Source organism: Nocardia sp. GTS18, assembly GCF_013839555.1.
In the GTDB taxonomy this organism is placed as follows: domain Bacteria; phylum Actinomycetota; class Actinomycetes; order Mycobacteriales; family Mycobacteriaceae; genus Nocardia; species Nocardia rosealba.
The window spans coordinates 1-26,688 of sequence record NZ_JACBIU010000017.1 but is presented as its reverse complement, the minus strand read 5'-3'; the positions used below and the strand labels follow the sequence as shown (position 1 = coordinate 26,688).

General features: G+C 68.1%; 25 protein-coding genes and 1 rRNA gene. 5 read left to right on the top strand and 21 right to left on the bottom strand.

The features are described 5' to 3' along the window. The first annotated feature begins 557 nt into the window (after positions 1-557). Complete coding sequence (locus HYG95_RS15485) at positions 558-1,277, top strand: GNAT family N-acetyltransferase (protein ID WP_181698638.1); 720 nt, start codon at positions 558-560, stop codon at positions 1,275-1,277. A gap of 6 nt (positions 1,278-1,283) precedes the next feature. On the opposite strand, the gene HYG95_RS15480 is transcribed toward HYG95_RS15485, so the two are convergent. Then, positions 1,284-2,540, bottom strand: a complete 1,257-nt coding sequence (locus HYG95_RS15480) for an aspartate kinase (RefSeq protein WP_181698637.1) — start codon at positions 2,538-2,540, stop codon at positions 1,284-1,286. Positions 2,541-2,742: 202 nt separating this feature from the next. Between HYG95_RS15480 and HYG95_RS15475 the strand changes: the two genes are divergently transcribed. Continuing rightward, positions 2,743-3,864 (top strand): ACT domain-containing protein, encoded by a 1,122-nt coding sequence (locus HYG95_RS15475; protein ID WP_181698636.1) that lies wholly within the window; start codon positions 2,743-2,745, stop codon positions 3,862-3,864. On the opposite strand, the gene HYG95_RS15470 is transcribed toward HYG95_RS15475, so the two are convergent. Then, entirely contained in the window at positions 3,854-4,129 is a 276-nt protein-coding gene (locus tag HYG95_RS15470) for a YggT family protein (RefSeq protein ID WP_181698635.1), read from the bottom strand. The genes HYG95_RS15475 and HYG95_RS15470 overlap by 11 nt on opposite strands. A 95-nt stretch (positions 4,130-4,224) precedes the next feature. Continuing rightward, positions 4,225-5,130: an alpha/beta fold hydrolase gene (locus HYG95_RS15465; RefSeq protein ID WP_181698634.1), complete on the bottom strand. Its 906-nt coding sequence runs from the start codon at positions 5,128-5,130 to the stop codon at positions 4,225-4,227. A gap of 94 nt (positions 5,131-5,224) precedes the next feature. Here HYG95_RS15465 and HYG95_RS15460 point away from each other — a divergent pair, with 94 nt between their 5' ends. Continuing rightward, positions 5,225-5,821: a TetR/AcrR family transcriptional regulator gene (locus HYG95_RS15460; RefSeq protein WP_181698633.1), complete on the top strand. Its 597-nt coding sequence runs from the start codon at positions 5,225-5,227 to the stop codon at positions 5,819-5,821. 46 nt (positions 5,822-5,867) lie between these two features. Here HYG95_RS15460 and der read toward each other — a convergent pair whose 3' ends face one another. From der to steA, 11 genes are all read right to left on the bottom strand, one after another. Next, entirely contained in the window at positions 5,868-7,283 is a 1,416-nt protein-coding gene (gene der / locus HYG95_RS15455) for a ribosome biogenesis GTPase Der (RefSeq protein ID WP_181698632.1), read from the bottom strand. Next, positions 7,280-7,954, bottom strand: coding sequence for a (d)CMP kinase (gene cmk, locus HYG95_RS15450; protein ID WP_067494413.1), 675 nt, complete (start codon positions 7,952-7,954; stop codon positions 7,280-7,282). Before cmk ends, der begins: the two co-directional genes overlap by 4 nt. 68 nt (positions 7,955-8,022) lie before the next feature. Next, positions 8,023-9,378, bottom strand: a complete 1,356-nt coding sequence (locus HYG95_RS15445) for a pseudouridine synthase (RefSeq protein ID WP_181698631.1) — start codon at positions 9,376-9,378, stop codon at positions 8,023-8,025. Between the two features lie 8 nt (positions 9,379-9,386). Next, a complete protein-coding gene (gene scpB, locus HYG95_RS15440; RefSeq protein ID WP_181698630.1) occupies positions 9,387-10,043 on the bottom strand; it encodes an SMC-Scp complex subunit ScpB in 657 nt (218 codons plus the stop codon). Between the two features lie 52 nt (positions 10,044-10,095). Beyond that, a complete protein-coding gene (locus HYG95_RS15435) occupies positions 10,096-10,977 on the bottom strand; it encodes a ScpA family protein (protein ID WP_370465808.1) in 882 nt (293 codons plus the stop codon). Further along, positions 10,974-11,867 (bottom strand): ParA family protein, encoded by an 894-nt coding sequence (locus HYG95_RS15430; RefSeq protein ID WP_067494410.1) that lies wholly within the window; start codon positions 11,865-11,867, stop codon positions 10,974-10,976. Before HYG95_RS15430 ends, HYG95_RS15435 begins: the two co-directional genes overlap by 4 nt. A 191-nt stretch (positions 11,868-12,058) precedes the next feature. Further along, on the bottom strand, positions 12,059-12,997 hold the full coding sequence (gene xerD / locus HYG95_RS15425; RefSeq protein ID WP_181698628.1) for a site-specific tyrosine recombinase XerD: 939 nt from the start codon (positions 12,995-12,997) through the stop codon (positions 12,059-12,061). Between the two features lie 62 nt (positions 12,998-13,059). Beyond that, a complete protein-coding gene (locus tag HYG95_RS15420; protein WP_181698627.1) occupies positions 13,060-13,713 on the bottom strand; it encodes an NUDIX hydrolase in 654 nt (217 codons plus the stop codon). An 18-nt stretch (positions 13,714-13,731) separates the two neighbouring features. After that, complete coding sequence (locus HYG95_RS15415; protein ID WP_067493949.1) at positions 13,732-15,453, bottom strand: CTP synthase; 1,722 nt, start codon at positions 15,451-15,453, stop codon at positions 13,732-13,734. A gap of 193 nt (positions 15,454-15,646) precedes the next feature. Next, positions 15,647-16,588, bottom strand: a complete 942-nt coding sequence (locus HYG95_RS15410) for a copper transporter (RefSeq protein ID WP_181698626.1) — start codon at positions 16,586-16,588, stop codon at positions 15,647-15,649. Beyond that, entirely contained in the window at positions 16,585-17,784 is a 1,200-nt protein-coding gene (gene steA / locus HYG95_RS15405; RefSeq protein WP_181698625.1) for a putative cytokinetic ring protein SteA, read from the bottom strand. The genes HYG95_RS15410 and steA overlap by 4 nt, the downstream gene beginning before the upstream one ends. 114 nt (positions 17,785-17,898) lie before the next feature. Between steA and HYG95_RS15400 the strand changes: the two genes are divergently transcribed. Further along, positions 17,899-18,318 carry an SRPBCC family protein gene (locus tag HYG95_RS15400; RefSeq protein ID WP_181698624.1) on the top strand — a complete coding sequence of 140 codons (420 nt, stop codon included), beginning with the start codon at positions 17,899-17,901 and terminating at the stop codon, positions 18,316-18,318. Here the strand turns inward: HYG95_RS15400 and recN are convergent, their stop codons facing one another. The 6 genes from recN to HYG95_RS25175 form a co-directional block, all read right to left on the bottom strand. Further along, positions 18,319-20,091 carry a DNA repair protein RecN gene (recN, locus tag HYG95_RS15395; protein ID WP_181698623.1) on the bottom strand — a complete coding sequence of 591 codons (1,773 nt, stop codon included), beginning with the start codon at positions 20,089-20,091 and terminating at the stop codon, positions 18,319-18,321. It abuts the gene before it with no gap. Next, positions 20,069-21,025, bottom strand: a complete 957-nt coding sequence (locus HYG95_RS15390; RefSeq protein ID WP_181698622.1) for an NAD kinase — start codon at positions 21,023-21,025, stop codon at positions 20,069-20,071. Before HYG95_RS15390 ends, recN begins: the two co-directional genes overlap by 23 nt. Continuing rightward, positions 21,022-21,843: a TlyA family RNA methyltransferase gene (locus HYG95_RS15385; protein WP_181698621.1), complete on the bottom strand. Its 822-nt coding sequence runs from the start codon at positions 21,841-21,843 to the stop codon at positions 21,022-21,024. Before HYG95_RS15385 ends, HYG95_RS15390 begins: the two co-directional genes overlap by 4 nt. A gap of 1 nt (position 21,844) precedes the next feature. Then, entirely contained in the window at positions 21,845-22,129 is a 285-nt protein-coding gene (locus tag HYG95_RS15380; protein WP_181698620.1) for a hypothetical protein, read from the bottom strand. Between the two features lie 13 nt (positions 22,130-22,142). Next, the gene (locus HYG95_RS15375; protein WP_181698619.1) at positions 22,143-23,036 is read right to left on the bottom strand and encodes an HAD-IIA family hydrolase; all 894 of its coding nucleotides are present in this window, start codon (positions 23,034-23,036) and stop codon (positions 22,143-22,145) included. 426 nt (positions 23,037-23,462) lie between these two features. Beyond that, a complete protein-coding gene (locus HYG95_RS25175; RefSeq protein ID WP_370465812.1) occupies positions 23,463-24,629 on the bottom strand; it encodes a hypothetical protein in 1,167 nt (388 codons plus the stop codon). Positions 24,630-24,755: 126 nt separating this feature from the next. Here HYG95_RS25175 and HYG95_RS15365 point away from each other — a divergent pair, with 126 nt between their 5' ends. Further along, positions 24,756-26,534 (top strand): hypothetical protein, encoded by a 1,779-nt coding sequence (locus HYG95_RS15365; RefSeq protein WP_181698697.1) that lies wholly within the window; start codon positions 24,756-24,758, stop codon positions 26,532-26,534. 34 nt (positions 26,535-26,568) lie between these two features. Here the strand turns inward: HYG95_RS15365 and rrf are convergent. Continuing rightward, a 5S ribosomal RNA gene (gene rrf, locus HYG95_RS15360) occupies positions 26,569-26,685 on the bottom strand. Positions 26,686-26,688: the final 3 nt, after the last annotated feature.

Genomic DNA, 26,688 nt, shown 5'->3' with positions numbered 1-26,688 from the left:
GCTCCCTTCCGGACGGCCGTCCCGACACAGCCGGTAGGTCAAACCACGCAGGTGGCGCGCGCAGTGATCACAAACGGTTAACGTTCAGCAATATCGAGCGTGCCAGGTCTAACCGGAGGATAACAGACCATGTGATCTGGGTCACATCGAATAGGTGTTCGACACGAAGCGATAACGGTTGTTACATTTCCCAGGAATAGGCGTTCGAACTGGAATAGTCCGACAATTCTGGACAATTGCCCAGCAAGCCGACAATGATGTGATTTATAGAACCGTTATAGCCTCTGAGGTGCGTAAACGTGCCTCGAGACAGACATCGGAGCGGTTTGTGACCGGACCGAGTCGGCGGCACCGGAATCGGCGCCCATTTCGTGTCGTGCACACGCGCGCGACATACGGGTGCGTTCGAGTGTTTGAACGGCGCACGTTCGGCTATCGTCCATCCAGTTCTTTTCGATGCTGCTGGATCGTTCGTGTCGCTTCGCCGAATCATGTGCCGCGTGAGGATCCACGCCTCGTGATTCGGTGACCCTCTCAAACGAAGGACGCCGGTCACCATGCCCGCACCCGTTATCCTCGACGGCCGCATCGTACGGCTGGAACCCCTTGCACCCCACCACGTTCCCGGTCTGGCAGCGGCCGCGCAGGCGCTGCGTGGCCAACCGGGGTTCACCGTCGTCCCGCACGGCGAACAGGAAGCGCGCACGTATGTCTTCCAGGCCGAGGCCGCCCAGCTGGCGGGTTCGGCGCTGGCCTTCGCCATCGTCATGATCGGTGACGAATGCGTGGTCGGCGCCACCCGCTTCACCCGCCTCGACTACTGGCAGGGTCCGCTCACCTGGCCGCTGTCGGCCGAACCGGTCACCGCCTCCCCCGGCGGCGCGATTCCCGACGCCGTGGAGATCGGCAACACCTGGCTCACCCCCGCCGTGCGCGGGGGCCAGGTGAATCTCGACTCCAAGCTGCTGTTGCTCACCCACGCCTTCGACACGTGGCGGGTGCGCCGGGTGACCCTGCGCGCCGACGCCCGCAACCTGCGCTCCCGGGCGGCCATCGAACGGCTCGGCGCGGTCAGCGACGGTGTGCGCCGGGCGCATTCCCGTGGCCTCGACGGCGAGGTACGCGACACCGCGTTCTATTCGATCCTGCGCGATGAATGGCCGGGGGTGCGCGAGCGGATCATGGAACAACTGGCCGCCCGCGCCGCGCAACGACGGGCGCCGCTCATCCCGGCCACCGCCGAGGCGTTGCGCGCCCTCACCGCCTCGATCGGCTGAACCAGGTCAGCGTCCCGTTCCGCCGTGCACCACGGCCACCTCGGCCCCGCCCAGGTCGAAGGCGCGGTGCAGGATGCGCACCGCCTCGTCGAGGTCGGTGTCGCGGACCAGCACGGAGATGCGGATCTCGGAGGTGGCGATGAGGTCGAGATTGATGCCCGCTGCCGCCAGTGCCTCACAGAAGGTCGCGGTGACGCCGGGATTGTTGCGCATGCCCGCACCGATGAGCGATACCTTGCCGACGCGGTCGTCGTAGCGCACATCGGCGAAGCCGATCTCGGCGCGACGCGAGCGCAACAGCGCGACCGCGCGGTCGCCGTCGGCGGCGGGCAGCGTGAAGGTGATGTCGGTGCGGCCGGTTCCGGTGTTCTGCACGACCATGTCGATGCCCACCTCGGCATCGGCCACGGCACGGAACACCTGCGCGGCGTAACCGGGTTCGTCGGGCACGCCGACCACGGTCACCTTGGCCTCGTTGCGGTCGTGCGCGACCCCGGTGAGCACGGCCTGGTCGGCGGGGATGTCGGCCATCGAGCCGAACACGGTGGTGCCGACGGTGTCGGTGTAGGACGAGCGAACATGCACCGGGACCTGGTAGCGGCGGGCGTACTCGACGCAGCGCAGCATGAGCACCTTGGAACCGCACGCCGCCATCTCGAGCATCTCCTCGTAGGAGACCTGGTCGAGTTTCTGGGCATCGCCGACGATGCGCGGGTCGGCGGTGAACACGCCGTCGACATCGGTGTAGATCTCGCACACGTCGGCGTGCAGCGCGGCCGCCAAGGCGACGGCGGTGGTGTCGGAGCCGCCTCGACCGAGCGTGGTGACGTCACGGCTGTCCTGACTCACGCCCTGGAAGCCCGCGACCAGCACGATCTCGCCGTCGTCGAGGGCGCGCCGCACCCGGCCGGGATCGACCTCGATGATCTTGGCGTTGCCGTGCGCGCCGGTGGTGATCACCCCGGCCTGTGAACCGGTGAGCGAACGCGCCTCCGCGCCGAGGGAATGAATGGCCATGGCCACCAACGCGTTCGAGATCCGCTCGCCCGAGGTGAGCAGCATGTCCATCTCCCTCGGCGGCGGTGCCGGCGCCACCTGACCCGCCAGATCCAGCAATTCGTCGGTGGTGTCGCCCATCGCCGAGCACACGACAACCACGTCGTTGCCCTGCTTCTTGGTCTCCACGATCCGCTCGGCGACCCGGCGGATGCGCTCCGCGGTCGCGACCGACGAGCCACCGAATTTCTGTACAACCAGGGCCATCCCGCTGTCCTCTCCCTGCTCGCCCGCGAGGTACTCGCGGGTAACTCCCGTCGAGTATCCCGGCAATCCGGGCGTGGCTGGGCGGTTTGTGACGCGAAAAGTGGTGCCGCCGTGCCGTTTCTGGCGGGATACTGGCCGCATGGGGGTGGCGCGCGTGCGCCGGCTCCGATGTTCGGCGGTTCTCGGCGTTAGGCGAATTCGTATGGCTACTCGGCACTTTCGTTCCCGTTCGTTGCGTGTCGCGGTGCTCGGCACCGGGGCGCAGGCCGGGGAGGTGGTGCGGATCATCGCCGAATCCACCGACGAACTGAGCGCACGAGCCGGGGCGCGATTGACCCTCGACACGGACGCGGCCGACCTCGTCGTCGACACCACCGCGACCGCCGAGAGCTTGGACGCCGTCCTCGACGCATTGCGGGCGGGGCGTTCGGTGGTGACCGCGAATACCGCGCTCATCGCCTCGCACGGTGCCGAATTGATGTCGGCTGCCGAGGAATTCGGGGCGGATCTGTGTTTCGAGGCCGCCGTTGCGGGCGGGGTGCCGGTGGTCCGGCCGCTCACGCAGTCGCTGTCGGGCGATCGCGTGCGCGAGGTGCTCGGCGTCTTCGCCGCGGCCGACGCGCACGCGGCGGCGATCCTCGCCACGTTGGCCTTTCATACCCGGGTGGAGGTCACCGATGTGCATTTCGAGGAGTTCGGGGTGGCGCCGGCACACGACCTGGCGGCTGCCGACGCGTTGTCGTTGCGGTTGCGTCAGCTGACCGTGTGCACCCGCATCAGTGAGCCCGAAGACGGTGGCAAGGAATGGATCTCGGTACGGGTGCATCCCGCACTGCTGCCTGCCGCGCACCCGCTGGCCCAGGTGGAGGCGCCGTTCAGCGCGGTGACGGTGGACGCCGAGGGCGCCGGGCGACTGATGTTCTCCGGTCGCGACGCGACGCGGGCCACTGCCTCGGCACTGCTCGGTGATCTGGTGAGTGCGGCGCGCAACCGCGTGAACGGTGGCCGGGCTCCACGCGCCTCGTATTACGCCGAGCTACCGGTCGCGCCGTTCGGCGACATTCCCACCCGCTACTACCTGAACCTGCGGGTCACCGATCACGCGGGCGCGCTCGCGCAGGTGGCCTCGATCTTCGCCGACCACGGGGTGAGCATCGAACGTGTGCGTCAGGAACACCACGGCGACGACGCACATCTCATCGTCCTCACCCACCGCGCCCGCGAATCGGCGCTGGCCGACACGGTCGACGCCCTCACCGACGCCACCTGTGTGAGCGCGGTGCTCACCAGGTGGCGGGTGGAAGGTGCGCCGGTCACAGGCTGAACGCCACCGCCCGCAGGATCAGCACGGCGATGAACACGACCGTGAAGGCGAGGTCGATGGAGACCTCGCCCAGCCGGACCGGCTTGAGTACCTTGCGCACCGGCGCGATCACCGGTTCTGTCGCCGCATGGGTCACCGACCGGACCTTCCCCACCCACGGCGACCGATTGCCAAGCGTTTCGAGCCAGTCGACCACCATCCGCGCGATCAACAGCACCAAGAACACCGTCAGTACCCACCCGAGCAGGGTTCCGATGAGACTCATGACGCACTCCTTCCGGAGGCCACCGTCGACCTCTTACCGAAACAACGCCTCAGCCGCCCCCAAGGTGTCCACTATGCACCGTTCTCAGCGGATTATCAGTCCGGATAGGTCAGCTGTTCGGCGTGGCGCGCGTCGATGTGTTCGTAGCGGCGGGCGAAGTCCAGGATGCGCGCGGTCACCTGCCGGGAAATCTGATAGAAGAGACCGTGCCCCACACCGGGGAAGATCTCGACCTCGCAGGTGGGCAGGTTGTCGCGCACGCGTTGTTCGGCCAGTTGCGGATCGACCACCAACGACTCCGACCCGAGCAGCAGCAGGGTCGGTGTCGTGATCGTCGCGAGTCGCTCGTCGGTGAACATCTTCGGATAGCCGATCGTCGGGGCATACCCGAGAGCCGCCTTCACACCGGCGAATTCGGCGTCGGTGAGGGTGACGCCCGGATTGAGCCGTGCGTTCATCGCGCGCAGGTTCTTGTCCGTCGGCCGGGCACCGACGCGAAGCATCGTCCACAACAGGCTCCATTTGATCTTGGTCAAGGTGCCGCTCGGCTCCACGACGCTCAGGCTCGCCAGCCGTGCCTGCTGAGTGGTCGCGACAGCCATCGCCTGCCACGCACCCTGCGAGTAGCCGACCAGGTGAACCCGCTCGACGCCGAGTCCGTCGAGCACCTCCCCCAACCAGGCACCGAACTTCGTCTCGTCGATCGGTGCGGTCTGCACACTGAGACCAGGCGCACCGATCATCTCCGGCGCGTACACCACGTGATCGCGGGCGAAGTCCTCGATCACGTGGCGCCACATCAGGCTGTTACCGCCGAGAGAGTGCATCAGCACGAACGGAATACCTTGTCCCGCACCGGATTTACGGACCTTCGTCATGCCGAAGGAAGTAGGGATGTCGAGCATCTCCGACGAAACGGGCCACTGCTTCTCCAGCTCCCGATAGGTCCGCAGGTACTCCTCGCGCGCGGCGTCGTTCTTGAATCGCCCGATCTTGGCCATAACCACCCCTGTTCGTCGTTGATGATATGACCGTACCACATAGGTGATATGGGCGTACCATAAAGATTTCGCCGACAGCGACGAAGGAGGCAGGGTGCCGCGTTTGGCCGACCATGACGAGCGCCGCGGGGTCATCACCGATGCCGCGCGGCGAGTGATCGCGCGGGGCGGGCTCGACGCGGCCACGTTCCAGTCCGTCGCCGCCGAAGCCGGGGTCTCGGTGCGGTCGGTGCAGTACTACTTCGGGACAAAACGGGAGTTCCTGGTCGCCACGCATCAGGCGGTGGTGATCGATTCCGGGGAGCGGTTCGGGCGGGAACTCGCGGCGTTGGGGCCGGGGTCCGGGCCACGCGACGTCGTGCGCGCGATGCTGCTCGCGCTACTCCCCCGCGACGAAGCGAGTAGGCAGAACGCGGTAATTCTCGGGATCTTCCACGCGGCCGCCCTCACCGGTTCCGACGTCGCGGCCGCCGATATGACCGGGGCACCGAAGTACATCGTGAACGCAGTGGCAGACCAGCTCCGGCGTGCGCGCGGCGACGAGGCCGACGATGCGACGATCGTCGCGGACGCCGAGCTGATCCTGCTCACGCTCGGCGGACTCGCCCAGGGCATGCTCACCGACAACGATTACGCCGCGCGCTCACCACAATTGGTGGAGCACCTGCTCGATCGCGTCTTCGACGCATAACGAAACGAGGCCCCGGCGGTGTACGCCGGGGCCTCGTCGGGTCGAACTACTTTCTGCGTTCCTTCTTCTCGCGCACGCGCACCGAGATGCGCACGGGCGAGCCGTCGAAACCGAACTCCTCGCGCAGGCGCCGCTCCAGGAAGCGACGGTAACCTGCCTCGAGGAAACCGGTGGTGAACAGCACGAACGTCGGCGGACGAGTGCTGGCCTGGGTGGCGAACATGACGCGGGGCTGTCGGCCGCCGCGCATCGGCGGTGGGGTGGCCGCGATGACTTCCTTGAGCCAGGTGTTCAACCGGCCGGTGGAGATGCGCTTGTCCCAGGACTCGAGCGCGGTCTCCATCTGCGGCACCAGCTTCGCCACGGCGCGACCGGTGTGCGCGGAGATGTTCACCCGCTGCGCCCACGGCACCCGCACGAGGTCGCGATCGATCTCGCGCTCGAGCATGTAGCGGCGATCCTCGTCGACCAGGTCCCACTTGTTGAACGCCAGCACCAGCGCGCGACCGGAGTCGGCGACCAGGCTGATCACCCGCAGATCCTGTTCGGTGATCGGCACCGAGGCGTCGATCAGCATGATCGCCACCTCCGACGCCTCGAGCGCCGACTTGGTCCGCAGCGAGGCGTAGAACTCGGTGCCGGTGGCATTGGAGACCTTGCGGCGCAGACCGGCGGTGTCGACGAACTTCCACACCTTGCCGCCGAGCTCCACCAGGGAGTCGACCGGGTCGACGGTGGTGCCCGCGACATCGTGGACCACCGAACGTTCGTCGCCGGCCAGCTTGTTCAGCAGGCTCGACTTGCCGACATTGGGCTTGCCGACCAGCGCCACCCGACGCGGCCCGGCCACACCCGTGCCTTCGCGCGGGGTCTCGGGCAGTGCGGCGAGCACATCGTCGAGCAGGTCACCGGTACCGCGACCGTGCGCGGCCGAGACCATGCGCGGCTCGCCGAGGCCGAGCGACCACAGTGTCGCGGCCTCGATCTCGACCTTCTGATCGTCGACCTTGTTGGCGACCAGGATCACCGGGATCTTGGAGCGGCGCAGCTTACGCACCGCGGCCTCGTCGGTCGCGGTCGCGCCGACGGTGGCGTCGACGACGAGCAGGATCGCGTCGGCGGTTTCCATCGCGACCTCGGCCTGACGGGCCACATGCTGCTGCAGGCCCTTGGCGTCGGGCTCCCAGCCGCCGGTGTCCTGCACGAGGAAGCGGCGTCCGGCCCAGCTGGCCTCGTACGAGATCCGGTCACGGGTAACACCGGGAACGTCCTCGACAACGGCTTCGCGCCTGCCGAGGATGCGGTTCACCAGGGTCGACTTGCCGACATTCGGACGGCCGACCACCGCGACCGTCGGCATGGCGAGGTGTTCCTCACCCTCGCCCTCACCTTCGAGATCGGTGATCTCCCAGTCGGTTTCATCGGTCCAGATACCGTCGCCCTCGAGTACGTCCTCGATCATCGCGACCCTCCTGTCGTGGCCGAAAGCTGCTGGGCCACCACGCGATACAGCTCGTCGATGGTCTGTTCCATCGTGAGATCGCTGGTATCGACGAGCACCGCGTCGGCGGCGGGGCGCAACGGCGAGACCTTGCGGGTGGAATCGAGGGTGTCGCGGCGCTGTACGTCGGCCAGCACGGCCGGGTAGTCGTCGCCGCGTCCCTCGCGGATGTTCTGGGCATTGCGCCGCTGGGCGCGCGCCTCCGCGGAGGCCGTGAGGTAGATCTTGGCGTCGGCGTCGGTGAGCACGACGGTGCCGATATCGCGGCCCTCGACCACGATTCGGCCGGCCACGGCGGCGATCTCACGCTGCAGGGCGACGAGTTGCTCGCGCACCTGCGCCACCGCCGACACCGCCGAAACGGCCTTGGTCACCGCGTCACCGCGGATCTCGGCCGACACGTCGTCACCGTCGAGTTCGACGACCTCGTGACTGGGGTCCGTGCCGATCGAAAGAGGCAGCGCCGCAACGGCTTGCGCGATCGCCTCGGCATCGGTGAGATCCACGCCCGCACGCAGCACCCGCAGCGTCGCCACCCGGTACATGGCACCGGTGTCGAGGTAGCGGGCGTTCAGGCGGGTGGCCAACTTACGCGACACACTGGACTTGCCGGTGCCGGACGGGCCGTCCATGGCGACGACGAGCGTGCCGTCGCCGGCCAGCCTGCCCTGGGCAGGTTCCACCGAGAAATCCACTCCGTTCACAGCTGCACCGCCTCGTAGAGTTTGCCGATTTCGTCGCGGCCGAGCACCCGAAGGGTGCCGGGACGCTGATCACCGAGGGCCACCGGGCCCAGATGCGTGCGGACCAGGCGGATCACCGGGTGACCCACCTCGTCGAGCAGGCGGCGCACGATGTGCTTGCGGCCTTCGTGCAGCACCAGCTTCACCAGCGACCGGCCCTCGTAGGACTCGAGCACCATGAACTTGTCGACCTTGGCCGGCCCGTCCTCGAGCTCGACGCCTTCGCGCAGCCGCTTGCCGACGAGCCGGTAGTTGACCTCGCCGTACACGGTGGCCAGGTAGGTCTTGGGCACCTCGAACGACGGGTGCATCAGGCGATGCGCCATCTCACCGTCGTTGGTGAGCAGCAGCAGGCCCTCGGTGTCGGCGTCGAGCCGACCCACGTGGAACAGGCGCTGACCCGCGGCGATCCGCTCGGCCACGATGTCACCGACACAGGGGCGGCCCAGGTCGTCGGACATGGTGGACTGCCAGCCCTTGGGCTTGTTCAGCACCAGGTGCACGAGTTCGTCCCGCACGACCACGCGGGTGCCGTCCACGCGCACGACGGCGTTCTCGGCGTCGATGCGCAGACCCTGCTCGCGCACGATCTTGCCGTCGACCTCGACGCGGCCCTGGGCGATCATCTCCTCGGCGGCGCGGCGCGAGGCCACACCGGCCTTGGCCAGCACCTTCTGCAGACGTTCGCCTTCACCCCACGGGAGCTTCTTGGGGCCCTCGGCGGTGTCGGCGTGCTGATGACGGGCAGGCTTGGCGTTGTTCAGGATCGTCGGGGCGACGACCTTGCGCTGCGGTTTCGCGGACTTCTTGTTGCGCGCCACGAAGGCCTGCGTGCCGGCCGAAGTGCCGCTGCGCTGTCCGGCTGTGTCGCCACGCTGTCCGCGGTCGGCGTCACCACGCGGGTAACCGCCACCGTTGGAAGCGCCTGCGCCGCGACGGTCGTCGCGCTGGTAACCACCGGCGGACGGGCCACGACGGTCGCCACCGGCCGGGGCGCTGCGTCGATCGTCACGCTGGTAACCACCGGGGGCGCTGCGACGGTCGTCGCGCTGGTAGCCCCCGGTCGAGCCGCGGCGACCACCGGATTCGGCGTCACGCTGGAAGGAGCCGGCCGATCGGGCCGCTGTCTGATTGCCGCGCTGGAAGCCACCCGCGCTGGTGCCGCGGCGGCCGGGGGCCTCGCCACGGGTACCGGCCTGACCGGTGCGCGCACTGCCGCCGCGGGGAGCCGCGGTTCGGTTCGCGCCACTTCGGGGCTGGTCGCTGCGTTTTCTTCGATCCGGTGTGCCATCTCGGCGAGCGGAATTATTCATCTGTCCTGTCAATCGTCGGTGCCGAGATCCATGTCGGACTCGGCGGGTTTTTGCAGCCTGGTGTACCGGGGATCGGTGTCCAGGCTCTCGCTGATCTCGTCGATCAGATCGACGCCGGGAAGCAGCGGCGCCAGCGGTGGCAGGTCGCCCAGTGAGGCGAGCCCGATCCGTTCGAGGAACAACTCGGTGGTGCGGTAGAGCGTGCCGTTGGTTTCCGGGTCCTGACCCGCTTCCGCGATCAAGCCCCGCGCCAGCAGCGTGCGCATCACTCCGTCGACGTTCACCCCGCGAACCGCGCTGACCCGGGTGCGGGTCACCGGCTGGCGGTAGGCGACCACCGCCAAGGTTTCCAAGGCGGCCCGGGTGAGCTTCGTCCGGGCCCCGTCGAGCAGTACCCGCTCGACATAGGGCGCGTACTCCTGTCGAGTATAGAAGCGCCAACCGTCACCGACGAAACGCAGGTCGATGCCGCTGCCGCGTGCGGTCAGTTCCGCCGACATCGCGCGCAGGGTTTCCTCGACCCGTTCGCTGGTGTCGTCCAGGGCCGCGGCCAGCTGTTCTACCGGCGCGGGAGCGTCGACGACGAGCAGCATGGCCTCGAGCGCGGACCGCAGTTCCGCGTCGTCGAGCTGCTCGGACGTGAATTCAGCCACTGTCTCGCTCATGCCGCCTCCTGCTGGCTGTTCGGGAGCCCTCGGGTCTGTTTCGGTGCGCCGATCACCCGTAATCCTCCTCGAAGGTCAGTGCCGCCGCCTCGGCGTCGGGGTCGAGTTCGCCGAGCCAGCTCACGGCCAGTGGGCCGAGGGGGTCGGGCTGGTCGAAGGCGATCGTCTTGCCGCGATACAACTCGAGCAACGCCAGGAACCGGGCCACGATTTCCACCGGAACCGTGCAATCGGACACCAGCTCGGCGAAGGTCGTCCACCCGCCGGGTCCGCGTTCCTTGAGCCGGGCCAGCACCAGCTCGGCCTGTTCGGCCACCGAGATGGTGTGCATGTGCAGATGTCCGAGCCCTACCTCGGCGATCGGACGCGGCCGAAACGCGGCGGCCGCGATCTCGGCGAACGCGGCGACATCCACTCCGAGGGTCACTTCGGGGAGCAGCCCGGCGAACTGATCTTCCAGCGCCACCGACCTCGGATACCGGCGCAGCGCGGCGGCTTCCAGCTCGGCGAGCAGTTCGGCCACCTGTTTGAACGCGCGGTACTGCAGCAGCCGGGCGAACAGCAGGTCGCGTGCCTCGAGCAGTTCGAGGTCGTCGGCGTCGGTCATCTCCCCCGACGGCAACAACCGGGCGGCTTTCAGATCGAGCAGAGTCGCGGCGACGACGAGGAATTCGGTGGTCTGATCGAGGATCTTGTCCGCGCGCAGCTTGGTGTTCTCGGCCAGCTCGGCGGTCAATGCCTTGGTGTAGGCGATGAATTCGTCGGTGACCTTGTGCAGCGCCACCTCGGTGACATCGAGTTTGCGTGAACTGATCAGCGTCAGCAGCAGATCGAACGGCCCCTCGAAGTTGGTGAGCCGCAGATGGAATCCGCTGGTTTCCGCCGGTACTGCCTCTTCGGGTACTGCTTGCACCGCAGGTTGTGCCTCGATCACCGGCCCGACCGGTGGATGACCTCGCGTGCCATGGCGCGATACGCTTCCGCGCCCGCCGATTTCGGCGCCCAGGTGGTGATCGGCTCACCGGCGACGCTGGCGTCCGGGAACCGCACGGTGCGCGAGATGGCGGTGTCGTAGACGAGGTCGCCGAACACCTCGACCACGCGCGACATCACCTGACGCGAATGCAGCAACCGGGCATCGAACATGGTGACCACGATCCCGTACAGGCTCAACCGCGGATTGAGGCGGTCGCGCACCTTCTCCACGGTGTCGTTGAGCAGGGCCAGTCCGCGCAGCGAGAAGTACTCGCATTCCATCGGGATGATGACCCCGTCGGAGCAGGCGAGCGCGTTGACGGTGAGCAGCCCGAGGGAGGGCTGACAGTCGATGAGGATGTAGTCGTAGCGATCACGCACTCCGGCCAGCGCGCGGCCGAGGGACTGTTCGCGACCCACCTCGTTCACCAGCTGGATCTCGGCGGCCGAGAGGTCGATGTTGCTGGGTAGGAGGTCCATGCCGTCGACCTTGGTGGTCTGCAGCACGTCGTCGACCGAGGCTTTGCCGCCGATCAGCAGGTTGTGCACGGTCAGGTCGAGATCGTGATGGGCGACGCCGAGACCGGCCGACAGCGCGCCCTGCGGGTCGAGGTCGACCAGCAGTACGCGGCGCCCGTATTCGGCCAGTGCCGCACCGAGATTGATGGTCGAGGTGGTCTTGCCGACCCCGCCCTTCTGATTGCACATGGCCACGACGAGCGCGTCGCCGTGCTGCTTGACCTGCGGTGGTTCGGGTACCAGGCGCAGCGGGCGGCCCGTCGGGCCGATCTCGACGGCCTCGGTGACCTGTTCCGGCCCACCGTCCCACGGTGTTTCCGCTGTCGTCACGATCCGCTGCTCCTTATACGTTTCCTTGCCGGTAACCCCTGTCGAGGGTAGCGAGGCCGGTTCGCCACCCGCCTCACTTTCGTACGGTCCAGCTCCGGGTAGACGCTACCGCTCGCACCGCTCGGGTACGGCATGGCAACGCCGGGCGTGTTCGCACGATACCCGCTTCACCCGGAGTGGAGAGGTCACCCTCAGCGGGCACGCGGGTGGGCCGTCGCCCACACTTCACGCAGGGTGCTCACCGTGACGAGGGTGTAGATCTGGGTGGTCGTCACCGAGGCGTGCCCGAGCAGCTCCTGCACCACGCGCACGTCGGCGCCACCGTCGAGCAGGTGGGTGGCGAAGGAGTGGCGCAGCGTGTGCGGCGACACCGTCGCACCGATGCCCGCGCGTTCGGCCGCGGTCTGCAACACCTGCCAGGCGCTCTGCCGTGACAGCCTGCCGCCCCGGTTGTTGAGGAAAAGGGCGCCGCCGCTTCCCTTTCCGTTCGCGGCGAGCGAGGGTCTACCGCGCACGAGGTAGGCGTCGACGGCGGCGAGCGCGGGCCTGCCGATGGGGACGAGGCGCTGTTTGCCACCTTTGCCGCGCAGCACGACGCACCGCTGCTCGGTGTCTATGTCGTCGACGTCGAGACCGACCATTTCCGAGATGCGGGCGCCCGTGGAGTACAGCAATTCCAGCAGCGCCCGGTCCCGCAGACCGCGCGGTCCGCCGTCGTCCACGCCGCCCTCACCGCCCGCTGCTTCGAGTACGCGCAGGACCTGGTCGTACGGCAAGGCTTTCGGCAACCGCCGACCCGGCGCGGGTGGTTTCACCGCGTGCGCCACATCGGTGTCGGTGATGCCCTCGGCGGCCGCGAACCGGTGCAACCCGCGCACCGCGATCAATGCCCTGGCGACAGACCCCGCGGCCAACGGCGGATGATCCTCGCCGCCCGCACGCAGGGCCATCGTGAATTCGGCGACGTCCCCTTGGGATACGTCGCGCAACGACCCGACACCGCGAGCGGTGAGGAACCCCTGGTAGCGGGCCAGGTCACGCCGATAGGCGCCCAGCGTGTTGCGCGCGGCGCCGCGCTCGACCGCCAGATGGTCGAGGTAGGCGTCGATCTCCCGCGCCAGCACGCTCATCCGCGCCTACCCGCCGCCGCCGTACCGGAACGCGGCTGCCTGTACGTGCTCCGGAAGCCGCGTCACGACCGGGCGTCGGTTCGCGCCTCGGCTGCTTTGCGTCGCAGGAACGCCGTCGGCTGACCGGGCCACGGTGCGTCGGCCGGACGCAGGGTCAACCCGTTCGCCTGAGCCGAGGCGTACGCGAGCACGCCCGCCACGGCAGTGGCGTTCACGATCTCGCCTGCCAACGCCGCACGCACCGCCTCGTCGAGCGGCATCCGTACCAGTTCCAGGTCGGCTTCCTCGTGCTCGGGGTCCGGACGATGAGTCTCGGTGAGCCCGGTCGCGAAGAACACCCGCAGCGCCTCGTCGGTGAAACCCGGCGACAACGCCACGTCCACCAGCACCGACCATTCGGCGGCGGCCAGGCCCGTCTCCTCGGCCAGCTCGCGCTTGGCAGCGGTGAGCGGGTCCTCGCCGTCGATATCGAGCAGCCCGGCGGGCAGTTCGAGCAGCCGGGTGCGGATGGGATGGCGGTACTGACGGATCAGCACCACCCGTCCCTCGTCGTCGAGCGCGAGTACCGCCACCGCACCGTGATGCTCGATGACCTCACGCTCGGCGACCCGCCCGTCGGGCATCGCGACCTGATCTTGGCGCAATGCCACGATCGCGCCGCTGTAGAGCACCCGGCTCGATACCGTCTCGAAGTCGTGCTTACCGGGTTCGCTCATCGCCGCCTTGCCACCGATTCAGAGTTCCGCGGCCTGCTCCGCGAGCTCTTCCTCCGGGAAGTCTACGGGAAGGCGTTCGGCCAGTTTGTATTTCAACGCGGCGTGGATCAGCGCGGCGAACAGCGGATGCGGCCGGGTCGGACGGCTCTTGAGCTCCGGGTGCGCCTGGGTGGCGACGAAGAACGGGTGCACCGATGCCGGGTACTCCACGAACTCCACCAGATGCCCGTCGGGCGAGGTGCCCGAGAACACCAGACCGCTCTTGGCGATCGCGTCGCGGTAGGCGTTGTTCACCTCGAAGCGATGGCGGTGTCGCTCGGACACGTGCTCGCTGCCGTAGGCCTGCGCGACGACCGAACCCTTCTGCAGGGTGGCCGGGTACGCGCCCAGACGCATGGTGCCGCCCAGATCGGCCTCACCGGCGACCACGTCTTCCTGGTCGGCCATGGTCGAGATGACCGGGTTCTTGGTATCCGGCTCGAACTCGGCGGAATTCGCGTCCGCGATGCCGACCGAACGGGCCGCCTCGATCACCACACACTGCAGGCCGAGACACAGGCCGAGCAGCGGGATACCGCGCCTACGCGCGTAACTGATGGCGCCGAGCTTGCCCTCGATGCCACGGATACCGAAACCGCCGGGGATCAGCACCGCGTCCACATCACGCAACGCGGCCTGCGCGCCCGCCTCGGTCTCGCACTCGTCGGAGGGCACCCAGCGGATCTGCACCTTCGATCGATGCGCGAAGCCACCTGCACGCAGCGCCTCGGTCACCGACAGGTAGGCATCGGGCAGATCGACGTACTTGCCGACCAGCGCCACCTCCACGGTCTCGCGCGGCGAGTGCACCCGCTCGAGCAGGTCGCCCCACACCGTCCAGTCGACATCGCGGAACGGCAGCCCCAGCTTGCGCACGACGTAGGCATCCAGGCCCTCGCTGTGCAGCACCTTCGGGATGTCGTAGATCGACGGCGCGTCCGGCGTGGAGATGCACGCCTCGACGTCGACGTCGCACATCAGCGCGATCTTGTTCTTCAGACCCTGCGGCACCTCACGGTCACAGCGCAGGATCAGCGCGTCGGGCTGGATACCGATATTGCGCAGTGCCGCCACCGAATGCTGCGTCGGCTTGGTCTTGAGCTCGCCCGAGGGCGCCAGGTACGGCACCAGCGACACGTGCAGGAAGAACACATTGTCGCGGCCCACATCGTGGCGGATCTGGCGCGCCGCCTCGAGGAACGGCTGCGACTCGATGTCACCGACGGTGCCACCGATCTCGGTGATCACCACATCCGGCACATGACCCTGCAGATCCGGACCGGTCATCGCCATGATGCGGTTCTTGATCTCGTCGGTGATGTGCGGGATCACCTGCACGGTGTCACCCAGATACTCGCCGCGCCGCTCCTTGGCGATCACGGTCGAATAGATCTGACCGGTCGTCACATTCGCCGCACCGGACAGATCGCGATCGAGGAAACGCTCGTAATGACCGACATCCAGATCGGTCTCGGCGCCGTCCTCGGTGACGAACACCTCACCGTGCTGGAACGGGTTCATGGTGCCCGGATCGACGTTCAGATACGGGTCGAGCTTCTGCATCGTCACCCGCATACCGCGCGCGGTCAGCAACTGACCGAGGCTGGAAGCGGTGAGACCCTTACCCAAAGAGGAGGCGACGCCACCGCTCACGAAGATGTGCTTGGTGGCATTTCGAGCCTGATTCCGTTGATGACCCACGGACCACCACAGTACCGCCTCCCCGGAACTTCAAGCGCAACCGAGGTGGGTTAACTGTCGCGTCGGCCGCTTGCGGTTGGCTGGGGAGGACTTGGCCCGTACCCGGGGAGTTACCCATGTGCTTGCCAGATCAGGGGTTTTGTTGGGATCGCCGGCGCGGAAAGTCACCTTTTTGTGGTGGTGAGGTTCTCAATCAGCGGGGCATTGCTACCAGTGTCAGGGAGGTTGCTGACGGGCCTGTTCCGTAACGTCCGGCTACGCCGTTGAGTTGTTCGGGGAGGGCGAGGGCTGTTGTTACGCGGCCTGTTTCGCGGTCGATGTTGTCGACGGTGGTGACGGTGGTGGCGAGGGGGGCCTGGGCGCGGACGTGGGCGATGGGGGCGTTGCCTTCGGCGGCGCCGGGGCGGCCCGCCAGGACGGTGGCGGCGGTGCGGGCGCGGACGGCGCCGGTGAACCGGGCGATGGTCGCGCCCTGGCCGGCGTCGTCGGCGATGCCGTCGCCGGTGACGACGACGGCCATCTGGGCGGGGTCGGTCGGCGTGTCGCCGTAGGCGAGGAAGCCGCCGCCGCGCAGGGTTTCCAGGAGCAGGGCCTGTTCCTGGGCGGTGGCGCGTGGACTGTTCGTCGCGGGGTCGGTGAACAGCGTCAGGCCGAGCAGGTCGCCCGCCATGCTGCCCTGGTCGACGGCGCCGGTGCGCAGCTGCGCGCCCGCGGGGACGACATTGGTCAGCGCCGATCGCATGCGATCACCCTCACCGCTGTCGACGAAAGCATCGGTGAGCGCGATCCGGCCGGTCACCGAGGCGCCCGCCGTTTCGAGTGCCTTGCGCACACCGTCGACATCGGCGGGATCCGCATCGGGGGTGGTGAACACGAGCACGCGACGGTCGGCCAAAGTGCCTGCCAGAATGCGGCCCGACGCGCCGGCGATGAAGCCGTCCGTCGCGTCCAGGCGGCTGGTGAGCTGGTCGTTCTCGGCGCTCAACGCCTCGACCTGACCGCTGAGATCATCCTTGTCCGAACGCAGACCCGACAGCAGATCGGCGGCCACCGTCTGGGAACCGAGAACCACCCCGATCGCGAGAGCCAGGAAGATCGCCGCGATCGAAATGGCGTGCTGCCGCAGTGAGATCACAGCTGGACCCGCACCCACTCGACGAGCCGGTCCCAATACCCGGCGGCCACATCGAACACCTCGGACCCGCTCTGCGAGGCCAGAATCACCACGACCACCGCCACCAGCGCCGCCAGCACCACGAACGCCAGCGCCGCACCGGTCGACCGATGCCGGTACAGCGTCGACACGGCATTCGCATCGACTAGTTTCGCGCCGACCTTCAGCCGGGTGAGGAACGTCGCCGGATTGCTGTCGCGGCGGCCACGGTCGAAGAAGTCCTCCAGCGACGCGTGCGCACCGGCCAGCACGATCAGCGACGCACCGTGGTGATCGGCGAGCATCAACGCCAGATCGGTCGGCGACCCCGACGACGGGAACGTCGTCGCGCCGATACCGAGGTCCTGGATGCGTTCCAGCCCACGCGCGTGGCCGTCGGTGTCGGCGGGCAGGATCATCTCCGCACCGGAACGCAAGGTGGGGGTGCTGATCTCGTCCGGATCACCGACGATCAGGTCCGGCTTGTACTTGAGCTTGCGCAACGTATCCGCACCGCGGCCCACACCGATCAGGATCGGCGCGTACTCCTTGATGAACGGCTTGAGCCGCTGCAACTCCTCGAGATGCCCCGGCCCGTCGGCGATCACGACCACGTGCCGGTTGCGCAGATCCAGCTCGATGTCGGGCACACCGATACCGTCGATCAGCAGCGCGCTCTCGGTGCGCACGAACTCGGTGGTGTTGCCCGCGAAGGCGTCGAGGTGATCGGCCAGCCCGTTGCGGGCCTCGATCATCCGGTCCGCGATCGTCGACTCGTCGAACTCGATGCCCTCCACCAGGACCTCGGGTTCCTTCTTGGTCAGCTTGTCGGCATAGGCGACACCGGCGTCGATGCGGATCTTCGCGCCGTCCTTGATCTTGCCGAACGCGTCGGAGGAAACCGCGTCCATGAGCACGATCCCGTTGGCGACCAGCACCTCCGGACCGAGATTGGGATAGCGACCCGAAATCGACGGCGACGTGTTGATCACCGCCACGACGCCCGCCTCGACGAGCCGGTCGGCGGTATGGCGATCCAGATCGGTCTCGTCCAGGACCGCGACATCGCCCGCACCGACCCGGCCGAGCAATCGCCGGGTATTGCGATCCACCCGCGCGATCCCGGCGACACCGGGCAGCGTTTCGGTGTTCCGTGACAACAACGCCGGCATCTTCATGAGCCCGATGATGAAGCCAAACCCTCAACCTTTGGTGGAGGCGCGCCGAGTCACCGACCGCCCCGATACCCGTATGCTCCCTGTCACAGATACTTCGATCAGGAGCAGAAAACAATGCCGAGCAGCACTGTCGAGACGGTTCTCGACGCCCCACGCGACATCGTCTACCGCCTTTTCAGTGAGCGGGAGAGCGTGAACCCCCACCTGCCCATCCAGGTCAAGCTCGTGAAGCAGGGCGACGCCGTCACCGGTGTCGGCGCCCAGCACCTGCTCGGCTTCGGCAAGCTCGGCGTCACCGAGGAGATCACCGCGCTGGTCCCCGGCGAGCGCATGGAGTACAAGATCGTCAAGGGCGCGCCGGTCAAGCGCCACGTCGGCATCATCACCTTCGCCGACACCGCCGAGGGCGGCACCCGCGTGGTCTACACCATGGAATCGGAGCCGTCGCTGCCCGTTCCGGCCAAGGCCATGGAGTTCGGCCTGCGCCAGCTGACCAACCAGCTCATCGGCGGCATCCGCAAGGCGCTGCGCTGATCAGAGCGAGACGCTTCGCTCTGATCGAGCGGTCTCCAGCAGTTCTTCCGCGTGTGCCCGGCCGGTCTCGGTGTCGTCGAGGCCGGCCAGCATGCGGGCCAGTTCCACCACGCGTTCCTCGTCGGTGAGGGTGCGAACCCCGCTGTCCACCTTGCCTTTTCCGTCGTCGGACTTGTTCACCACCAGGTGGGTGTCGGCGAAGGCCGCCACCTGCGGTAGGTGGGTCACGACGATCACCTGATGGGTGCGGGCCAGGCGGGCGAGGCGTTTGCCGATCTCCACCGCGGCCCGACCGCCGACGCCCGCGTCGACCTCGTCGAACACCATGGTCGCGCCGTGATCCGAGCCGGCGAGCACTACTTCCAGCGCGAGCATCACGCGCGAGAGCTCACCACCGGAGGCGCTCTTGCTCAGCGGTAGCGATTGCGCGCCCGAGTGCGCCGACAGCCGGAATTCCACCTCGTCGACGCCGTTGGAGCCCGCGTGCAGGGTGGTCCCGTCGACATCGAGCGGCGCGGAGTCCTGGGCACTCGCCCGCAGCGGCCGCACCTGAACTTCCAAGCGTGCCTTGCCCATTGCCAGCCCGCCGAGTTCGGTGCTCACGGCGGCGGCCAGTTTGGTCGCGGCCTTGGTGCGGGCGGCGCTGAGTTTGCGGGCGGCCTCGCGCACTTTGCCCGCGGCGATCTCGACCTCGGCGGCCAGTTTGGCCAGCGCGTCCTCGGACACGTCGAGAGAGTCGAGGCGGGCGCGGGATTCGTCGGCCCAGGCGATCACGCCGTCGATGTCGGGTGCGTATTTGCGGGTGAGTGATTTCAGTTCGGCCTGGCGGTTGAGCATCGTGTCCAGGGCGCTGGGGTCCGAGGGCAGTTCCGACAGGTAGCCGCTGAGTTCGGTCGTCACATCGACGACCACCGCGATCGCCTCACCGAGGCGCGGGGCGAGTGCGGTCAGGGCGGGGTCGTCGGCCGAGTCGAGGCGGGCACGCGCCCCACCGAGCAGGTCGAGCACCCCGCCGCCGTCGGCGCTGGAGTCGGCGGGCCCGGACAGCGCCTCGTGGGCTGCGGCAGCGGCCTCACGCAGCGAGTCGAGGTCGCTGAGCCTGCGGATCTCGGCGACCAGCCGGGTGTCCTCACCGGGTTCGGGTGCGATGCCGTCGATTTCGGCGAGCGAATGCTTGAGCCGGTCGGCTTCCAGAGCGAGTTCACGACTGCGGGCGGTGCGTTCGAGGAGTTCGGTGCGCGCGTCGAGCCAGGTGCGGCGGTGCACCTGGTACTTGCGCAGCAACGACGCCACACCGTCGCCCGCGAACTGGTCGAGTGCGGCGAGTTGCTGTTCGGGCCGCTGCAGGCGCAGCTGATCGTTCTGTCCGTGCACGGTCAGCAGGCGGGAGGTGAACTCGCCGAGCACCGCCGCGGGCACGCCGCGACCACCCAGGTGGGCTCGCGAACGCCCGTCGCTGTTGACGGTGCGCACGGCGATCACGCTGCCGTCCTCGTCGGCCTCGGCACCGGCCGATTCCAGTACCTCGCCGATCGCGGCGCGGGCGGCGTCGTTCACGTCGTCGACGACGAAACGGCCTTCGACCACGGCTTTCGACGCACCGACCCGTACCCGGCCCGCGTCCGCGCGGGCGCCGCTGAGCAGGTGCAGGCTGGTGACGACCATCGTCTTACCCGCACCCGTCTCGCCGGTGAGCACGGTCAGTCCCTCGTGGAATTGCGCGGTGGCCGTCGAGATGACGCCGAGTCCGTCAATCCTGATCTCGGTCAGCATCGGTGTCCTTCCCCGTTCGCTGTCTACCCCGCCAGCCCGTGACCGGCAGCTGGAACTTGCGCACCATCCGGTCGGCGAAGGGCGCGGAGTCCAGCCGCACCCACCGCACCGGTCGTTCGCCGCGCACCACCTCGGCACGGCCGCCGCGCGGCAAGGCGAGCGTGCGCCGCCCGTCGAGAAAGACGATCGCGTCGTGCCCGGTGGCCACCGCTTCCACGGCGATCAACGATTCCGGGCTCGTCACCAGCGGCCGGGCGAACAGCGCGTGCGCGTTGCTGGGAATCACCAGCATGGCCTCGAGCTCCGGCCACACCACCGGACCACCCGCCGAGAAGGCGTACGCGGTCGAACCCGTGGGGGTGGCGATGAGAATTCCGTCGCAGCCGAAGGCCGATACCGGGCGCCCATCCACTTCGAGCACCACTTCGAGCACGCCCATGCGCTGCGCGTTCTCGATGCTGGCCTCGTTCAGGGCCCAGCCGCGTTCGGTGACGACATCGTCCACCCGGACGCTGACGTCGATGGTCAGCCGGTCCTCGACCCGGTAGTCGCGGTCGACCACCTGGGCGAGTGCTTCGTCGAGGTGTTCGGCCTCGGCCTCGGTGAGGAAACCGATGCGGCCGAGGTTGATTCCCAGCACCGGAGCACCGCTCGGCCTGCCGAGTTCGGCGGCGCGCAGGAACGTTCCGTCGCCGCCGAGCGCGAGCACCATCTCGCACCCTTTGGCCGCCGACGGGCTGTGCGGGACGACGCGCACCGGGTATCCGCCCGGCTCGTCCTCGAATCGGGTGCTGTCGGCCTCGTCGGCCAGCACGCGCAGGCAGATACCCGCCGCGGCGAAGATCTTCGCCACCCGGTGCGCCGTTTCGATGATCTCCGCACGTCCCGGATGGGCGACGAGCAGAATTTCGCGGCCGCTCTCACGCGAACTCACTGCGGCCCCTCCTCCACAGCCTGGGCGACGAGCGCCGCCACCTGTTCGGCGTCGTAGTCGAACGGCCCGACCTTGCGCAACCACAGGAAATATTCGACATTGCCGGACGGTCCCGGCAGTGGGCTGGCGACGACACCGAGGGTGCGCAGACCGAGCGCGCCCGCCGCTGCCGCGACCTCGCACACCACTTCGCTGCGCAGCGCCGGGTCACGGACCACGCCACCGGAACCGACCCGTTCCTTACCGACCTCGAATTGCGGCTTCACCATCGGCAGCAGATCGGCGCCGTCGCTCACGCAGGCCGCGAGTGCGGGCAGCACGAGTCCCAGCGAGATGAACGACAGATCGCCGACGACCAATTCGACGGTGCCGCCGATGGTTTCAGTGGTGATGCCGCGCACGTTGGTGCGGTCGAACACGCGCACGCGTTCGTCGTTCTGCAGACGCCAGATCAGCTGTCCGTAGCCGACGTCGACCGCGACGACCTCCCGCGCGCCCTTGCTCAGCAGCACGTCGGTGAACCCGCCCGTCGAGGCGCCCGCGTCCAGGCACCGCTTACCGGCGACCTCGAGTCCCTGCGGCTCGAACGCCTCGAGGGCACCCAGCAGCTTGTGGGCGCCACGCGACGCCCACGACACCTCGTCGGGTTCCTCGCGCACGATCAGCGGCGTGCCCGCCTCCACGGCGGTAGCCGGCTTCACCGCGACAGTCCCGGCGATCAAGACCCGGCCCGCGCCGATCAGCTCGACCGCGTGTTCCCGCGATCGGGCCAATCCGCGGCGAACCAGTTCGGCATCCACCCGCGCTCGTCTGGCCACCTCAGATCTTGTCCACGGTCGCCAGGGCGTCCACCAGCACCTCGTGCGCCTGCTCGAGGATGCGCGCGCGGCGGGTGATGTCGGCCCCGGTCTCGGTGTTCTCCGCAGGTCCCGCTGCGGGTCGCTCGCCGAGTTCGGCGAGCAACTCGTCGACCTGGGATCTGATCCGGTTCGGGTCGGCCGGTACGTGATGCGCCTGAGCGCCCGGCAGGTGACTGCCGGGCATCGGGATCCCTGGTCGGGGTTGCGGTGACGCGCCGGGCGGCGGCGAACTCGGAGTACTCATCGTGACGTCAACGCTATCGGATTTCCGAATCGGCCGCGCGCACCCGTACCGCCCTGCCCGGGTGCTGCCGCAACAGATCCGCGACATCGGCGGGTGCGACCACTCCCGGAACGATCTCGGCATTGAGTGCGTCGAGGGACTGCGCGATGTAGGTAGGCACCTGCTCGGGGGACGCGGCGGCCACCTCGTCCAGGGTGCTCACCCCGGTCAGCACGAGCAGCGAATCGAGGCCGAGACCGTTCGCACCCTCGATATCGGTGTCGAGCCGGTCTCCGACGACCAGCGCGTTTCGCGTCCCCGCCCGCTCGACGGCGTCTTCCATCAGCGGCGCATAGGGCTTGCCGGCCACCAGCGGTTCGCGATCGGACGCGGTCCGCAGCGCGGCGACCATCGACCCGTTGCCGGGCGCGAGCCCCCGTTCGTTCGGCAGGGTCCGGTCGGTATTGGCGGCCACCCACAGCACCCCCGCGCGCAGGGCGTAGGCAGCCTCGGCAAGGTCGGGCCAGGCGGTAGCCGGCGAATGCCCCTGCACCACAGCTGCCGGCGGCACGTCCGCGAACCGGCGAACCGGCTTCAGACCGACCGCCTCGACTTCGGCCGCGAGGTCATCGGTGCCGACAACCAGCACCTCATCCCCCGCCGACAGCCGCTGACCGAGCATGCGCGCAGCCGCCTGCGCACTGGTCACCACATCCTCGGCAGCCGCCGGATACCCCAATTCGGCCAGATGCCCCGCCACCTTCGCGGGCCCACGCGCCGCGTTATTGGTCACATAAACCAACCGCTGCGCTGAATCACCCTGCGGCACAAGCGCTTCGGGTGCGCCATCGATCACCTCGGGCCCGCGGTACAGCGTCCCGTCCAGATCGAGCAGCAAGGCCTCATATTGATCCCGTAGCCGATTCACACACCCTCACTCCGTCGTCGTGCCGGGCCGAGTACATCTGCGACCCTAAGCGAGACCACCGACAAATTCGGCTCACCCCGAATCGCCCTCGCCACCTTCATGATCGAGCATCCCCACCACCCCCGACCCCCAGAGTGCCCATGTTCACCCCGTCCCCCGGCGCGTCGCCCCACCGCTGCCGTCGAACAAGCCCTTCCGGCATCACTCCTCCAACACTCGAACGCAGTCGGAAGACCGACCACCGCAGCCTCAAGTAATGCCGAGAGTTGTCGGGACTAGTGAGCAGGCACTCTCGATATCGACGCCAAGCACCGAACATGGACCGAACGTGCGGTCTCGGCCTGCATCTTCCGCAGCCCACACACAGCAACAGCCGCCGACCGGAAGCCCTTACAGACCCCAGCCGACGGCTGCGCATTCAACGAACTACTGAGCGTCCCCACCGGTCAATTCGGTAGCGCGCTCTTCCGCATCAGTCTCACCATCTTCATCGGCAGCCGCAGCATTGAGGAACCACTGCAAACCCTCATCAGTACGCCCAGCAGCCACCAGAGCATCCGCATACGCATAGAACAGCCGCGCAGCAGCCGACCCCGTACGCGCCGGATCCAGATCCGAGGACTGCAACGTCACCACAGCCTGATCGAACTGCCCCAGGTCCATCCGGGCACCAGCGACAACGATCCGCAACTCGGTCGCCTCGTCACCGGTGAGCGCCTGAGCTTCCTCACTACGCCCCAACTCGATGGCCCGTTCCGGCCGCCCGAGCCCACGCTCACAGTCGGCCATCACAGCGAGCAGCCCGGACCCACCCGACATGCGCCGAGCGGTCCGCAGCTCCGACAGCGCCTCGGCCCATTCCTCGGCGTGATAGGCCACCACACCGGCCGTCTCACGCACCACAGCGATCCGCCCCGCCCGCTGCCTGGCGGCCCTGGCATGGGCCAGCGCCAGCCGCGGATCGTCTTCGAGCAGTTCGACGGCCATGACCATGTGCCGAGCAACGGTCTCGGCATTGCTCTTGTCCAGGCTCAGCAGATCGCGGCGCACAGCCGGGTCGAGATCGGAGGCCTGCACGTCCTCGGGGATATCAGGCTCTTCGGGACGGGCCGCCCGACGATCGGTCGGCCTACCGCCCGCGGCACGAGCACCCTCTCCGCCACGACGGCGATCATCGTTGTCGAACCGGCTGGCGCCCGAGTCACGGTAACCGCTCCCGCCGCGGTCGTCGCGGCGGTCCGAACGATCGTCGCCACGCGGTGCGCGGTCGCTACCACGATCCGAGCGGAAGCCCCCACGACTGGAGCGATCATCGTCGCGTGCCCGGTCATCCGCACGGTTCGAGTCGTCTGCACCGCGGTCCGAGCCGACGTCTTCACGGCTCGAACGATCGTCGGAACGGGCCGAATCCTCGCTCTCACGCGATGCGCGAGCGGAGTCACGAGCCGAATCGTCGTTGCCACGGTCAGGTCCGGAGCTCGCGCGATCCGACTCGTTCTCGCCGGCGTTCGAGCTGTCGACATCGGTGCCGCCCGCTGATTCCGCAGCGTTGTCCGAGCCGCGCGACTTCGTATTGCCATCGATGTCGTCGATCGGGCTGTTGCTCGCCGAGCGGCGATCATCGACGCCCGAGCCAGCTGCATGGTCATCGCGGTCCGAGAGCTCGGAGCGATTGGCACCGGAGTCACCAGGCTGGTCGTCGGGGTCCGAGCTCTTCCGGTGCTCGGACTCGCTCGGGCCGCCTGCCTCTTCACGCCCGGAACCGGAATCCACGTGTTCGGTCGCCGACTTACCCTGCTCAGTGGACGCGTCCTCGGCAACGCGGTCTGCCGGAACACCCTCGACGTCGCCCGCCGAGATCACACCGAGCACATCGCCTTCGCGTTCCTTCCGCTTCTCACGGTAGGTCCCGTCCAGGGGCGCGCCGTCCTCGCCGACGAACTTGCCGCGACCGCCGGTCCCGGCATTGCGCTTGAACCCGCCGCGTCCACGGTCGTCGTCGCGACGGGCACCGCGATCGTCATCGCGTCGCTGGTACCCGCCCCGATCGGAGCTGCCACCCCGCGAACGGTCATCGCTCTCACCACGTCGGAACCCACCCTGGTCCGCACCGCGATCGACTCCACCGCGCGAACGGTCGCCGCCCTCGGTGCGACGGAAACCACCACGATCCGAGGAACCACGCGAACGGTCATCACCTTCATTACGGCGGAAGCCGCCGCGATCCCCACCGCGATCCGAGCTGCCGCGCGAACGGTCATCGCCCTCGTTACGGCGGAAGCCGCCGCGATCGCCACCACGATCCGACGAGCCACGCGAACGATCGTCGCCTTCGTTGCGTCGGAAACCGCCGCGATCCCCACCGCGATCCGAACTACCGCGCGACCGATCATCACCTTCGCGGCGGAAGCCACCACGGTCCGAACTACCGCTTCGGCGGTCGTCGCTGCCACGGAAACCACCACGGTCTCCGCCGCGATCGAACCCGCCGCGCGAACGATCGTCACCTTCGTTCCGTCGGAAACCGCCGCGATCCCCACCGCGATCCGAACTACCGCGCGAACGATCATCACCTTCATTGCGCCGGAAACCGCCACGATCGGAACCACCACGACGGTCGTCATTGCCGCGGAAACCACCGCGGTCAGAACTACCGCGCGACCGATCGTCGCCTTCGTTGCGTCGGAAGCCACCGCGATCCCCACCGCGATCCGAGCTGCCGCGCGAACGGTCGTCACCTTCATTACGTCGGAAGCCACCACGGTCCGAACTACCGCTTCGACGGTCGTCGGTGCCACGGAAACCACCACGGTCTCCGCCGCGATCGAATCCACCGCGCGAACGGTCGTCACCTTCGTTCCGGCGGAAGCCACCGCGATCCCCACCGCGATCCGAACTACCGCGCGAACGGTCATCGCCCTCGTTGCGACGGAATCCACCACCGCCACGGGGGCGGTCGTCATCGTTGCGACGGGAGCCGCCGCGGTCACCACCGCGGTCGAAACCGCCTGCGGGACGGTCGGATTCGTCGCGACGGCGGAAGCCACCACGATCACCGGAACCACCGCGTGCGGCGTCGTCGCGCCGGGGGTAGCCGCCCTTGCCGCTGTCGTCGCGGCGCTGGTAGCCACCGCGGTCCGAACCCCCACGATCGCCGCTGTCGTCGCGGCGGAAACCGCCTCGGTCGCCGGAACCGCCGCGATCGTCACGGTTGTAGCCGCCGCGGCCGGAGCCGCCTGCCGAGCCACGATTGTCGCCCTGACCGCCACGGGGGCGGTCGGTCGGTTCGCCGCGCCGGCCGAAACCGCGGGCGTCTCCGTCCCGGCGGAAAGACTTCCGTCCGTCGTTGTGTTCCGACACGGCGATCCCTTTCTAGGTTCCCCGGCCTCCGGGGAGTGTTGTCATGGCCCCGCCTGCAAAGAATTCAACCACGGACGGACAACGGGGCATCGTCCGCCTGGCGTGCCGGGGACATTTCTGCCCCACAAACGCCGATAGGGGACCCAAATAAGGGTCCCCTATCGCAATGATTGTCCGGCGGTGTCCTACTCTCCCACACCCTGTCGAGTGCAGTACCATCGGCGCAGGTGGCCTTAGCTTCCGGGTTCGGAATGGGACCGGGCGTTTCCCCACCGCTATAACCGCCGTAACA